The organism is Amycolatopsis australiensis, from assembly GCF_900119165.1.
GTDB classification, from domain to species: domain Bacteria; phylum Actinomycetota; class Actinomycetes; order Mycobacteriales; family Pseudonocardiaceae; genus Amycolatopsis; species Amycolatopsis australiensis.
In genome coordinates this window covers 1,113,051-1,126,031 of sequence record NZ_FPJG01000006.1, presented here as the reverse complement: position 1 = coordinate 1,126,031, position 12,981 = coordinate 1,113,051, and the positions used below count along the sequence as shown (strand labels likewise).

The following is a 12,981-nucleotide window of genomic DNA, read 5'->3' as shown; positions in this document are numbered from 1 at the left end:
AGAGGGCCCCCACCGGAACGACGCTGTTCCGGCGCGACCCTCAAGCTCGTGCGACCGAATGGCTTCGCGCACCGGCTGGCGAACCGGTGTGCGTGGTTTGGGATTCCCTGAGAGTAGCCGCATGACTGGCAAGTAACCGAGAGCTGACGTGTAGGTTCTCTCACAAGAACGATAAGGGAATCGATTCAGAGGTCACTGGATCGGTGTATTCGGCGAAAATCTTGCGGTGGCCGTCGTCACGACTGTGACCTGCTCGTTTTCATTGAAGACATGAAGAAAGCCCGAGGCTGGAGCCCCGGGCTTTCAAACTATGACGTGAGTCACTTCAGTTCGGCGAAATCCACTGTCCCGTGCCGGAGTCGATGCGCGCGACGCCTTCCAGCGTCTGCGTGCCGGCCTCGCCCCAGGCGGCGTCGGACGCCGGGTCGCTTCCGGTCCCCGAGTCCATCAGTCCACTGGAGACTTCGGTCCACTGGCCGGGCCCGGTGTGCTCGAACGTCGTGGTCGTGCCGTCCGCTTCGGTCTGGATCGCGACGTCCGCCTCGCCGTCGCCGTCCTTGTCGGTGAAGGCGATGGTGCCACCGCTCTTCGTCTCGACGATCACCGTGTCGTTGTGCCCGTCGTGGTCGGTGTCGATCGTCGCGACGCCGGCGTCGACCTCGCCGTCGGGCAGGTCCGCGTGGATGTGGCCGCCGGAGCTGTCTTCGTGACCGCTCGCGCCCGAGTCGTCGTGCCCGCCCCCGGAGGTCTCGACCCACTCACCGCTGGCCTCGTCGTAGACGGCTTGCTCGACGACGTGCCCGGTGGAGTCCAGCACGGCGTAGTGATCGGCCACGCCGTCGTGGTTCGTGTCGATGAACGCCTGGGCCGAACCGTCGTCGTGCTCGACGATCGCGGTGTCGTTCACCCCGTCATCGTTCACGTCGTAGTTGACCTCGGCCTGGTACTCCTGACCGTCGACGTGGACGGTCATCGCGTCCGGGCTGGAGGCGTCGGTGTCGCTGCCGCCACTCTCGTCGACCCACATGGACCTTCCCCCTTTGAACCGGGTAACGCGCTCTGACCTGCTGTCGGAGGGTATGACTCACCGTATGCCGGTTCGGTTCCGCTCCACAACCGGACGCCGGTCAGGCCGTCTTGTCCCGCAGTGCCCGGATCCGGCCGAGGAAGGCTTCGGCCCGGTCACGGCCCTCGCTGACCTCCTTGAGCCGCTTCGAGACGATCGCGATCTTCTTGGCGCGTTCCTGCGCGCCCATCTTGATCGTCTTGTCGACTTCCTTCAGCTCGGCCTCGATCGCGTCGATGCGACGGCTCAGCGCCTCGTCGAGCGCCATCGACAGCTGCTGCTCGGCCTCGATGAGCTGCTCGGCGACCAGCTGGTCGAGCGTCGAGCGGGCGTCCGCGATGGCCTCGACGAGCCACTGCTTCATGTGCTGCTTGTCGGCCGCGTGCTTGCGGGTGCGGGCCATCCACCAGCCGGCGCCGAGGCCGATGATGATCGTCGCGGGCAGCACGACGGGGTTGAGGATGGCGACGCCGGCCAGCGGCAGCGCGGCGACCTTGCCGGCACCGACGCCGCCCGAGATGCCCATGAAGACGAGCAGCTTGTCCTCGGCCGTCGGCGGTTTCTTGTCCGGCGGCCGCAGCACCACCGGCGGGCCGCCGGCCCTGGCGAACTGCGCGCGGATGACGTCCAGCTCTTCGGGCGAGAACAGCTCGGCCAGTGAGACGTTGGTGACCTGGTTCAGCCGCTGCGAGAGCAGCATCGAGACCCGCTGCGACGTCGTCTGCAGCGCGATGTCGACCTGCTGCGGCAGCGCCGCCAGCTCGTCGCGCTTGGCCGCGTCGATCAGCTGGCGGAAGTGGGTCTGCGCGTCGCGCATCTGCCTGCTGCTCTCGTGGCCGACCTCGACGCGGGTGCGCTGGATCTCGCCGCGCAGCTTGAGCTGCCAGCCGCGGGTCGACGTCCGCCGTTCCGCCTGCAGCTGGTCACGGCGTTCGCGCAGCTGCTCGGCCTCGGCCTCGCCGGCCGAGAGCGCGCGGCTCTCGGCCTGCAGCTTCGCCTTGATCTCGCCGAGAGCACTGGAGAGCGCACGCAGCGTGTTCGCCTCGCCGAGCATCGCCGACCGGCCGACCAGCAGTTCCTGCAGCGCCGTCTGGACGGCGGCGACGCCGGACTTCTCGCGCAGCATCGCGGCCATCTGCTCGTTCGGCGCCTTCGCCGCGGTCTCGAACATCCGCGCCGACACCGGGTGGAACACCGCGTCGGCGAAGCGGGGCGCGTGCTCGCGCAGCAGCTGCCGGTCGGCTTCCATGACCTCGCGCCAGCCGCGGAACATGTCCACCTTGGTCAGCGCGAACACCACGGTCTCGACGCGCTCGCCGACGTCACGCAGGAACCGCAGCTCGGTCGAGGTGAACGGCGCCGAGGCGTCGACGACGAACAGCAGCGCGGTCGCGCCCGCCGCGGCCTCCTTGGCCAGCTCGCCGTGCATCGAGTCGAGCCCGCCGACGCCGGGCGTGTCGACCAGGGAAAGCCGGTCCAACAGCGGGACGGGCCCGGAGACCTCGACGTACCGGGGCGGGATCTGGCCCGGCGGCAGCTCGTGTGCGGCCGACACCCAGTGGACCAGCTGGCCGAGGTCGATCGGCACCGGCGCGAGCTGGCCGGGGTAGCAGGCCTGCGCGCCCCACGTCTCGGCGTGGTCGAACACGAGGTAGGTCGCGGTGGCCACGTCGGCGTCCACAGGGGACAGTCCCGGCATCGCGAGCAGCGCGTTGACCAGCGAGCTCTTCCCGCGGTTGGTCTCGCCGACCACCACCACGGACGGCTTCTTCGGCCGGGCGTTCCGGACCTGCTCGACCCACTTCGCGGCGTCCGCGTCCGCTTCGCGGACGAGGGTCAGCAGCTGGTCTCGCGCCGCCTGGACCTGCGCGGGCAGGCTCGGCGCGGTCGGTGCGCTCACGAATTCCTCTTCGCGTAGACGGTGACGATGGGCGCGCGCAGCAGCCGGTCGTGGTCGGCGAACCCGGTGACCTCGGTTTCGGCGACGATCCCGTCGAGCGCCGGGTCGTCGGTGGGGACGGCGCCGCCCGCTTCGTGGCGGGCCGGGTCGAACCGCTCGCCGTCGGGCCGCAGGGCCTTGACGCCGATCGCGGCGAGCCCTTCTTCGAGGCGTTCGACCACGCCGCCGCTGCGGGCCCGGTCCAGCGCGTACAGGCACATCTGGATCAGTGCCTGACGATCGGCGAGGGCACGCTCGAGATCGGACGCGGCTACCTGCTGCAGGGGGTGCACATCGGTGTCCGACGCGGCGGAACCGCGGTCGGTTCCGTCCTTGCGAAACCACGCCATGACCACAGTGAACCTCATTCAGCCGCCGGCCGCGGGCGAAACGGGACGCAGGAACCGGATCAGGATCGTCCGGAGGATCGCCTGCTCGGCGGCGAGATCGAGGTCCGGGTCGAGGCCGGCCCGCGAGATCATCGCGTCGATCAGCCCGGCGACCCAGCCCGCGGCCGCACGCGGGGTGAGCCCGGGGTCGATCAGCCCGGCCTCGGCGGCCCGCTCGACCAGCACGGCCAGGCCGTCGCGGAGGGCGCGGTCGTTGCGCTGGATGAGCTCGGCGAACTCGTCGTCGCGGGCGGCCTGCGCCGCGGCTTCCAGGACCAGCCGGACGACGGCGGGGTGCGCGACCTGACCCGCCAGCTCGTTGACCACGTCGAGCAGCGCGGCCAGCGGATCGGCCGCCTCGGCCGCCGCGGCCAGCCGTCCGGCGGTTTCGCGGGCGTCGCCGGTGAAGATCGCCGTGAACACCGCGCGCTTGTTCGGGAAGTAGTGGAAGAGGCTGCCGGAGCTGATGCCCGCGGCCCGGCAGAGGTCCGCCGTCGTCGTCCGCTCGAAGCCCTTCTCGGCGAAGCAGCCGACTGCGGCGTCGACGATCGCGGCGCGCTTGGCCGCGTGCTTGGCCGGGTCGACGGTCCTCATCGCTCGACCGGCGGCTCGTCGTGCCACGGGTAGCCGTGCTCGGCGAAGGCCGGCGCCAGCTCGTGGTTGCGCAGGTCGGTCTTTTCGCGGGCGATCTCGCGGCCGTCGGTGGTGCGCAGGACGAGCTCCTTCCCGTCGAGGTAGACCGCTTCGAGGTCGGCCTCGATCCGGCGTTTCCGGTCCCCGCGGACCAGCGTGACGCGGGTCGGCGACACCGTGACCACCAGCCGCTCGTGGGCCCAGAGCACGGCGAACACGAAGCCGAGGACCAGCCCGCCGGCGACCGCGGCGAGCGTCGCCCACGGCTGCGGCAGTTTCGTGAGCACCTTGAACACGCCCTGGAAGGGGAAGGCGGGCAGCTCGGAAACCCAGGCGGCGATGGCCCACACACCCGCCCCGAGCACGCCGCCGGCCAGCGGGCAGCCGATCCAGGACGCGGTGCGCAGCCACGACGGCTCGTCGACGGTCGTCTCCACGCCGCCTATTATTAGACCGCGTGCTCGGTTTATGAAAGCCGGGTCAGACCAGCTCGTCGATCACCTCGCGGAGCACGGCCTCCAGGCCCGGCCCGTCTTCGGCGAGGCGGGAGGAGACGAGCAGCTGGTCCTCGGCCGTGCGCAGCCAGATCGCGCCGGCGACGGAGATCTCGATGACGTTCAGCCGGAACGGGTACGCCCGCCGCCCGAGCCGCACCTCGGCCTCGCGGACCAGCTGGCCGAGCCGCTCGCCGGCCACGATCTGACGCCGGTAGAAGCCGGGCGCCCACGGCGTGCCGTCCACCGGTTCACCCGCGCCGCGCAGTGCGGGCCCGCGCGCGTTCGCGAAGTGGCGGGCCGCGGCCGGGCCGAAGAACTCGACCGCCTGCCGCATCGCCGAGCCCTGGGCGAGCGCGGGACGGCCGTAGCGGGCGCGCGGGCTGCGCGGGTCCGGGTCGTCGCGGTTGCGGAGGAAGGCCAGCAGGTCGACCCACCAGTCGGCCCACTGCGCCTGGACGCCCGCGCGATCGACCTCCGGCGGGATGTGCACCGGGACGCGCGGCTCGACCGGCGGCAGCACCTGTCCCTCGGAGACGGACAGGGCGAGGGCGTCACGGATGTACAGCGCGACGTCGATCTCGTTCTCGCTGCTCCAGCCCGCTCGCCACGATGTCGTGTGTTCTAGGCGCACGTTTTCACAGTACGCGGAAAGGCGGGGTGTCCAGGGGAAAGTCGGCAAGCAGCGACAAACTCAGGCTTCGCGCACCTGCTGCCACATCAGGAAGTAGGCCCGGTGCACGACGTGCGCGACGCGGCTCTGCGCGGGTGTCGCGCCGAAGGACGCGAACGACCGCCACCAGCCCGCCCGTTCGAGCGCGTGCGCGGCCAGCTCGGCCCGCGGCGCGCCGGGCTTGCCGAGCTGCGCGCCGATGTCGGCGTTGCTGCCGACCCGCAGCACCTCTTCGACCAGGTCCTCCGGCATGTCGACCGCGCCGGAGGCGACCAGCGTCAGCGCTTCGAGCAGCCGCAGCTGGTGGGCCTCCGGCTTGGCGAGCAGCACCTCGATGGCGTCGTGGACGCGCTGGCGCTCGGCCGGGTCGCCCGACGCGTGCGCGAGCGCGGTGACCGACGCGAGCGCCGCGGCCGCCTTGATGCCGTCGGCCCGCGCGGCGAACACGACCGCCAGCCGCTGCCGCACCGCTTCCAGCCCGGACGCGTCGAGCAGCGACCGCCGCAGCGCGCCCGCGGTGATCTCCGGTTCCTTGCGGATGGCTTCGACGGCGTGCGAGACGCCGAACAGGTCGAGTTTCTCCAGCAGCCGCAGCCGCGTGCCCGCCGGGACGTCGCACTCCCAGCTGGTGAAGATGTCGGCCGAGATCAGCATGGTCTGCAGGACGTCGTCGTCGAGGGCGGCGAGCTGCCGCAGCGCTTCGGCGTCCGCCGAGGTGAACCCGCCGGACTCGGCCGACTCGGCGATCAGCCCGATCACCGGCAGCACGTCGGCGACGCGCGGCTTCAACGTCGACGCCTGCTTCTCGGCGAGCAGCGTCGCGGCCTTCCAGACGTCGCCTCCGGAACCCTCGACGGACTCGGGCGCGATCGTGTCGGCCTTGTTGAGCACCGCGATGGCGTTGACCGGGCCAGCCTCGCGGCTCGCGGTCGCGGCGGTGAAGGCGGCGAGGGCCTGCTGGTCGTCGGCGCGGACGCCCTGGGTGACGACGTAGAGCACGGCTTCGGCGCCCGCGACGGCGTTGCGCGAGGTGTCGTCCAGCTCGTCGGAGCCTTCTTCTTCGTCGTCCTTACGGTGCTTCGCGGCGCCCAGGAGCTGCTCGGTGCGCGACACCGAAGCGGCATCGAGCGAGCCGAGGCCGGGGGTGTCGATCACCGTCATGCCCTGCAGGACGGCGTTGGTCAGGTACGCCTCGATGTGCGACACCTTTTCGATGTCGACGCCCAGCTCGGCCGGGATCATCCCGTCCGACGCGAAGGGCAGCACCTGCTTGCGGCCGTCGGTGAAGACGATCTCGACGCGGTCGACCGTGCCGTACTGGAACCGGGTCACCAGCCGCGTGCACTCCCCGATGTCGGTCGGCGCGACCCGGCGCCCGATCAGCGCGTTGACCAGCGTGGACTTGCCCGACTTGATCCGGCCGGCGACGGCCACCTGCAGCGGCGCGCCGAGCCGGCGCAGCACCTCGGCGAAGCCGGCCGCGGTGCGCGCGGAGACCTGCGACTGCAGCCGGTGACACAGGTTGGCCACCGACATCGACAGCGGACCCGCGAGCCGGCCCTGCTCCGGTGACGTCACGGCCCCCAGTCCTCCCCGGTCGTTCGGACAACCCCCGGGTGAATCGTGCCATGCCGGTCATCCGAAGGTCGCACCCAAGGTGGTACCGCCGAACGACGCGCCGTCCGGAGCGCGCGACCTAGTGTTGTGTGGTGCGACGGCTGAGCCTCTGGATGCGTGCCCACCCCATGGCGGGCGACACGGTGCTGGCCGTCCTGCTGGGCCTGGTCGACATGCTGCTGTTCGTCGCCGACCAGCTGGCCGACCTGCCGGAGCTGCCGCCCTGGTACGTGGCCGTGCCGGTCAACCTCGCGATGGTCGCGCCGCTGGTGTTCCGGCGGAAGTCGCCGCTGTGGTCGGCCTACGTCGTACTGGTGGTCAGCATCGTGCACGCGACGCTGATGCTCGGCATCGGCAGCGCCGCCGGGCTGGCGATGAGCATCTACTCGGTCGTCGTCTACGCCGGACGCCGTCAGGGGCTGGTCTTCGTCGGCGCGGTCGTCGTCGCCTCGGCCGTCCAGCTGGCGCTCGAACCGCCGGACGACGAGCTGGTGATCGCGATCCTGTTCCTCGCGTTCGGCATCGCCCTGTGCTGGACGCTCGGCGAGTTCGTCGGCGCCCGGCGCGCCTACGACGTGGAAGTGGAGGCCAGGTTGCACCTGCTCGAAACCGAACGGGACCAGGCCACCCGGATCGCGGTGGCGGAGGAACGCGGCCGGATCGCGCGCGAGCTGCACGACGTCGTCGCGCACGCCGTCAGCGTGATGGTGGTGCAAGCCGACGGCGCGTCGTACGCGATCGAGAGCAACCCCGAACTCGCGCACCGGGCCCTGCAAACGATTTCCGAGACCGGCCGCGGCGCGCTCGGCGAGCTGCGTCGCCTGCTCGACGTGCTCCGCAGCGACGACGCCGACGGCGAGCCGCGCGTGCCGCAGCCGGACGCGCACGCCATCGCCGACCTCGCCGAGCGGATGCGCGCGGCCGGCGTGCCGGTGGAGCTGGAGACCGACGAGCTGGGCGACCTGCCGGCCGGCGTCTCGCTCGGGATCTACCGGATCGTGCAGGAGTCGCTGACGAACACGCTCAAGCACGCCGGGCGCGGCGCGACCGCGGCGGTGCGGGTGCACCGCACCGGCGACCTGGTGGAGGTGCTGGTGTCCGACGACGGCGGCGGCCGCGTCCCGCAGCTGGCCGCGGCCACCGCGCGCGGTGACCAGCGGCTGCCCGGCGGGAACGGCGTCATCGGCATGCGCGAGCGCGCGCACGTGTACGGCGGGACGCTGGAAGTGGGCCCGGCCCCGGGTGGTGGGTGGCAGGTCCGCGCGGCCCTGCCGGTTAGGTTGGACAAGTGATCCGTGTCGTGGTCGTCGACGACCAGGAACTGATGCGCGTCGGGTTCCGGATGGTGCTGGGCGCGCAGGCCGACATCGACGTCGTCGGCGAGGCGGGCGACGGCGCGCAGGCGATCAAGCTGGCCGAAGAGCTGCGCCCCGACGTCGTGCTGATGGACGTCCGGATGCCGGTGCTCGACGGCGTGGAGGCGACCAAGCGGATCGTCGCCGACCGCACCGCGCGCGTGCTGGTGATGACGACGTTCGACCTCGACGAGTACGTCTACGCGGCCCTGCAGGGCGGGGCCAGCGGGTTCCTGCTCAAGGACACCCAGCCCGACCACCTGGTGTCGGCGCTGCGGGCGGTCGCCTCGGGCGACGCGGTCGTGTCGCCGTCGGTGACCCGGCGGCTGCTCGACCGGTTCGTCGGGGCCGGCGGCTCGCCGCTGCGCGACACCGCGGAGCTGGACGTGCTGACCGACCGCGAGCGCGAGGTGCTCGTGCTGATCGCCAAGGGCATGTCGAACCTGGAGATCGCCGAGGCGCTGTTCCTCTCCGAAGCGACGGTGAAGACGCACGTCGGGCGGATCCTGGCGAAGCTGGAGCTGCGGGACCGGGTGCAGGCGGTGGTGCTGGCCTACGAAACCGGCCTCGCCCGTCCCGGCCTCGGCTAGCTCTAGGGTCTGGGCTCGTGACCGAACCTGACTACGTGATCCAGACCCGGACGGCCTACGACACCGTCGCCGACTCGTACGCCGAGGCGCACCGGGACGCGCTGGACGCCAATCCGTGGGACCGGGCGATGCTCGGCACGTTCGCCGAGCTGGTCGGCCGGAGCGGCCCGGTCGGCGACCTGGGCTGCGGCCCGGGACGGGTGACGGGACACCTGGCCTCGCTGGGGCTGGACGTGTTCGGCGTCGACCTTTCGCCCGGCATGGTCGAGGTGGCTCGCCGGGCGCATCCGGACCTGCGTTTCGAGGTCGGCTCGCTCAACGCCCTGGCGCTGGACGACGGGTGCCTCGCCGGGGCGCTGGCGTGGTACTCGCTGATTCACACGCCACCGGAGCTGCTGGCCCCGGTCGTGACCGAACTGGCGCGCGTGCTGGCCCCGGGCGGACGGCTGCTGGCGGCGTTCCAGGTCGGCGACGAGCGTCGCCGGATCACCCAGGGCTATGGCCGCGAAGTTTCGTTCGACGCGTACCGCTTGCCGCTGGATTTCGTGGCCGGCCTGTGCACCGCCGCCGGTTTGACCATGGAAGCCCGGCTGGTCCGGGAGCCCGAGCCGCCGCACGAAAAGACGCCGCAGGCTTACCTGCTCGCCCGCAAACCGAGCTGACGCCGCTCGACGCTCAGCGGAAATCGTCCGGCGGGGTGGTCGCCGGGTCCTTGCCCGCGTGGCGGACCTCGGTGAGCCAGCGGCCGAAGTCGGGGCGGTCGCCGTCGACGTCGGTGTAGCCGTACTCCTTCATCAGCGTCCACGACGCCAGCGTCTGCCCGGCGAAGCGGGCGACCCGCGGGTCCTGCGCCAGTGCCGCCACCCCGCGGGCCAGCAGGTACGGCGTCTCGGAGATCTTGAAGTCGTGCGGGGCGAGCTCGCCGACCGCGTCGCGCCAGTTCTCCTCGGTCACCCCGAAGTGGTCGAGCATCGACTCCGAGCGCAGGAAGCCCGGCGTCACCGCGAGGCCGACGCAGCCGTTCTTCTTCAGCTCCACCCCCAGCGCCCGGCCGAGCGCGCGGATGCCGCACTTGGCCAGGTAGTACGGCAGACCCGCGCCGACGTAGTCGTCGTTGTCGCCGTCGGTCACCTCGAGGACCAGGCCGCGACGCGCGACCACCAGCGGCAGCAGCTTGTGCAGCGCGATCAGGTGCGTGTCGAGCGCGTTGTGCGTCAGGTTCAGCGCGTCCTCCAGCGGCGTCTCCCAGAACGGCGCGTCGAAGTGGAAGTACATGTCGCCGCCCCAGACGTCGTCGACCAGGATGTCGATGCCGTCCACTTCGGACTCGACGCGCGCCTTCAAGGCGTCCACATCGGACACGGACGTGAAGTCGCAGCGGACCACGACGGCCGTGCCGCCGGCCGCCTCGACCAGCTCGCCCGTCTCTTCGATCGTCTCCGGGCGCTTCATCGGTGACGTCGTTTCGCGCGTCGTGCGGCCGGTGACGTACACCGTCGCGCCCGCGCGGCCCAGCTCCACCGCGATCGCCCGGCCGCAGCCCCGCGTCGCGCCGGTGACCACGGCGACCTTGCCCCGCAAACTCAGTGTCGAATTCGATTCGTTCGCCAGCTCACTCAGTGTCGAATTCGATTCGTTCGCCAGCTCACTCATGCGTCCTCCCGTCCCCGCCACGCGGACAGCACCGCGTCGACGTCCTCCGCCAGCCGGTCGGCCAGCCGCCCGTGCGGCCGGATCGACCAGTCGATCGACACCCCGTTGATCACGTCGAGTACCACCCGGGCCGCGCGCGGCACGCTCGGGGCGTGCGGCAGCTCGGGAGCCGCGGCCCGCACCAGCCGCCGCAGTTCTCCTTCGACCGCCGTGAAGTGCTCGCCCAGCAGCGACCGCAGCACCGGATCGCCGATGTCCACGCCGAGCTGGCCGAGGTGGTTCGCCGCCTCCTCGGCGTCGCCGAGCACCGCGTAGACCGACACGGCCGCGGCGCGCAGGCCGTCGACCGGGTCGTCCGCCCGCTCCGCGCATTCCCGCATCTGCTCGACCGCCCGCCGCGTGGCCCGGCGGCTCATCGCCTGCAGCAGGCCGCTCTTGGAGCCGAACCGCTGCGCGACCGTGCCGACCGAGACGTTCGCCTCCGCGGCCACCTGCGCGAGCGTGAAACCCGGACCGCAGCGGCCGATCACGGTCTCCGCCGCGCCCAGCAGCCGCTCGTCCGTGATGCTCCTCGGCCGGGCCACGTCATTATTGAACCACAGTTCATTAATGACGTCGAATCAGGGTCGGCTCAGGGTCATCACGGATCGCGCATCGGCCGAAGAGCCAGCAAGGTACTACTCAGGTAGGGGGCGCGGTTCGGTCTGCAGGGTGACGCGCGAACGGCCCCGAACCGCGACGATGGGTACGTCGCAAGCGAGGGGCGGAAGAGGAGCAGCCATGATCGAGGCAACCGGCCTCACCAAACGGTACGGAAAGACGCTGGCGGTGAACAACCTGTCGTTCTCCGTGGCCGCGGGTCAGGTCACCGGCTTCCTCGGCCCGAACGGGGCGGGCAAGTCCACCACCATGCGCATGATCCTTGGCCTGGACAACCCGACCGGCGGCCAGGTCACCATCGGGGGCAAGAAGTACCACGACCTCAAGGAGCCGCTGCGCACCGTCGGCGCCCTGCTCGACGCGAAGTGGGTGCACCCGAACCGCTCGGCGCGCGCCCACCTGCTGTGGATGGCGAAGTCCAACCGCATCCCGGCTTCCCGCGTCGACGAGGTCCTCGAGATCGTCGGCCTGACCAGCGTGGCGAACAAGCGCGCCGGCGGGTTCTCGCTCGGCATGTCGCAGCGGCTCGGCATCGCGGCCGCCCTGCTCGGCGACCCCGAGGTGCTGCTGTTCGACGAGCCGGTGAACGGCCTCGACCCCGAGGGCATCCTCTGGATCCGGAAGTTCATGCACCGGCTGGCCGAAGAAGGCCGCACCGTGTTCGTGTCGAGCCACCTGCTGTCGGAGATGGCGCTGACCGCGAGCAACCTCGTGGTGATCGGCCGGGGACAGCTGATCTCGCAGTCGTCCACCGAAGACTTCGTCGCCCGCGCCGCGGAGAACACGGTCAAGGTGCGCTCGCCGCAGCTGGCCGAGCTGCGGGACGCCTTGCAGCGCGCCAGCGCCGGGGTGGTCGAGGACGCGGGTGCGCTCGTCGTGTCCGGGATGGACAGCGACAAGATCGGCGAGATCGCCGCCGCCAACCGCATCGTGCTGCACGAGCTGAGCCCGCAGACCGGCTCGCTCGAGCAGGCCTTCATGCAGATCACCGGCGACTCCGTCGAGTACCACACCGGTCTCGACGCCGAGGCGCAGCACGTGCTCGAGTCCGCCAAGTAACCGGGGAAACCAAGATCATGAACCTGCTCGCGGTCGAACGCATCAAGCTGTTCTCCACCCGCTCGCCGTGGTGGTGCGCGCTCATCACGCTCGCGCTGACCATCGGCTTCGCCGCCATCATCGCCGGCGCGTCGCCGGCCGACCAGCCGATCTCGATCTCGGCCACCCAGTTCGGCGGCTCCCAGTTCGGCATCGCCGTCGTCATGGTGCTCGCCGCACTCGCGGTGACCACCGAGTACCGCTTCAACACGATCCGCACGACGTTCCAGGCGGTGCCGCACCGCTCGCCGGCGCTCGTCGCCAAGGCGATCGTCGTCGCGGCGGTCGCGCTGGTCATCGGCGAGCTCGCCGCGTTCGGCGCGTGGGGCCTCGGCGTGCTGATGCGGCCGAACGACCACCTCGGCCTGCACACCGCGCAGGACTGGACGAACGTCGCCGGGCTCGGGCCGGTGTTCGCCATCAGCGCCGTGCTCGCCGTCGCACTCGGGATCCTGGTCCGGCACAGCGCCGGCGCCATCGCACTGCTGCTCATCTACTACTTGGCCGTGGAGGAGCTGGTGCAGCTGATCCCGAAGGTCGGCCACCACATCCACGAGTGGCTGCCGTTCAACGTGGCGAACAAGTTCCTGCGCGGCTCGGCCGTCGCGGGCGACGGCCCGGCGCCGTCGGACTCGCCGCTGAGCCCGGGCTGGGCCTTGGCCTACTTCGCGGGCATCGCCATCGTGTTCCTGCTCGTCGCGCTCGGGGTCGCGAAGAAGCGGGACGCCTGAAAAGGGGATACAGGGGAACGGGAATCCGGGTCGCGCTGTCGGGGGGCGACCCGGATTCCCGCTTGCCGATAGGCTCCCGGAGG

The 12,981-nt window shown here is 71.2% G+C and carries 14 protein-coding genes; 5 read left to right on the top strand and 9 right to left on the bottom strand.

Annotation, left to right across the window (positions count from 1 at the left end):
- Nucleotides 1-325: 325 nt before the first annotated feature.
- From BT341_RS06570 to BT341_RS06540, 7 genes are all read right to left on the bottom strand, one after another.
- Nucleotides 326-1,027, bottom strand: coding sequence for a hypothetical protein (locus BT341_RS06570; protein WP_072475420.1), 702 nt, complete (start codon nt 1,025-1,027; stop codon nt 326-328).
- 100 nt (nt 1,028-1,127) lie between these two features.
- The gene (locus BT341_RS06565) at nt 1,128-2,966 is read right to left on the bottom strand and encodes a dynamin family protein (protein WP_072475419.1); all 1,839 of its coding nucleotides are present in this window, start codon (nt 2,964-2,966) and stop codon (nt 1,128-1,130) included.
- The gene (locus BT341_RS06560) at nt 2,963-3,355 is read right to left on the bottom strand and encodes a nucleotide exchange factor GrpE (RefSeq protein WP_072475418.1); all 393 of its coding nucleotides are present in this window, start codon (nt 3,353-3,355) and stop codon (nt 2,963-2,965) included. The genes BT341_RS06565 and BT341_RS06560 overlap by 4 nt, the downstream gene beginning before the upstream one ends.
- 18 nt (nt 3,356-3,373) lie before the next feature.
- The gene (locus tag BT341_RS06555; protein ID WP_072475417.1) at nt 3,374-3,988 is read right to left on the bottom strand and encodes a TetR/AcrR family transcriptional regulator; all 615 of its coding nucleotides are present in this window, start codon (nt 3,986-3,988) and stop codon (nt 3,374-3,376) included.
- Nucleotides 3,985-4,464 carry a YqeB family protein gene (locus BT341_RS06550; protein WP_072475416.1) on the bottom strand — a complete coding sequence of 160 codons (480 nt, stop codon included), beginning with the start codon at nt 4,462-4,464 and terminating at the stop codon, nt 3,985-3,987. Before BT341_RS06550 ends, BT341_RS06555 begins: the two co-directional genes overlap by 4 nt.
- A gap of 43 nt (nt 4,465-4,507) precedes the next feature.
- On the bottom strand, nt 4,508-5,155 hold the full coding sequence (locus tag BT341_RS06545) for a hypothetical protein (protein WP_072475415.1): 648 nt from the start codon (nt 5,153-5,155) through the stop codon (nt 4,508-4,510).
- Nucleotides 5,156-5,215: 60 nt separating this feature from the next.
- Entirely contained in the window at nt 5,216-6,730 is a 1,515-nt protein-coding gene (locus BT341_RS06540) for a dynamin family protein (protein ID WP_177329044.1), read from the bottom strand.
- A gap of 194 nt (nt 6,731-6,924) precedes the next feature.
- Between BT341_RS06540 and BT341_RS06535 the strand changes: the two genes are divergently transcribed.
- The 3 genes from BT341_RS06535 to BT341_RS06525 are packed head-to-tail and all read left to right on the top strand — an operon-like array spanning nt 6,925 to nt 9,418.
- The gene (locus BT341_RS06535; RefSeq protein ID WP_425426464.1) at nt 6,925-8,103 is read left to right on the top strand and encodes a sensor histidine kinase; all 1,179 of its coding nucleotides are present in this window, start codon (nt 6,925-6,927) and stop codon (nt 8,101-8,103) included.
- Complete coding sequence (locus tag BT341_RS06530) at nt 8,100-8,756, top strand: response regulator (protein ID WP_072475412.1); 657 nt, start codon at nt 8,100-8,102, stop codon at nt 8,754-8,756. Before BT341_RS06535 ends, BT341_RS06530 begins: the two co-directional genes overlap by 4 nt.
- Before the next feature lie 17 nt (nt 8,757-8,773).
- Nucleotides 8,774-9,418, top strand: coding sequence for a class I SAM-dependent DNA methyltransferase (locus tag BT341_RS06525; protein ID WP_072475411.1), 645 nt, complete (start codon nt 8,774-8,776; stop codon nt 9,416-9,418).
- 13 nt (nt 9,419-9,431) lie between these two features.
- On the opposite strand, the gene BT341_RS06520 is transcribed toward BT341_RS06525, so the two are convergent.
- Nucleotides 9,432-10,337: an SDR family NAD(P)-dependent oxidoreductase gene (locus tag BT341_RS06520; protein WP_177329043.1), complete on the bottom strand. Its 906-nt coding sequence runs from the start codon at nt 10,335-10,337 to the stop codon at nt 9,432-9,434.
- A gap of 68 nt (nt 10,338-10,405) precedes the next feature.
- The gene (locus tag BT341_RS06515) at nt 10,406-10,993 is read right to left on the bottom strand and encodes a TetR/AcrR family transcriptional regulator (RefSeq protein ID WP_072475410.1); all 588 of its coding nucleotides are present in this window, start codon (nt 10,991-10,993) and stop codon (nt 10,406-10,408) included.
- A 196-nt stretch (nt 10,994-11,189) separates the two neighbouring features.
- On the opposite strand from BT341_RS06515, the gene BT341_RS06510 reads away from it, so the two are divergent.
- Together BT341_RS06510 and BT341_RS06505 are read left to right on the top strand one after the other, a co-directional pair.
- Entirely contained in the window at nt 11,190-12,128 is a 939-nt protein-coding gene (locus BT341_RS06510; protein WP_072475409.1) for an ABC transporter ATP-binding protein, read from the top strand.
- Nucleotides 12,129-12,145: 17 nt separating this feature from the next.
- The gene (locus BT341_RS06505; protein WP_072475408.1) at nt 12,146-12,898 is read left to right on the top strand and encodes an ABC transporter permease; all 753 of its coding nucleotides are present in this window, start codon (nt 12,146-12,148) and stop codon (nt 12,896-12,898) included.
- Nucleotides 12,899-12,981: the final 83 nt, after the last annotated feature.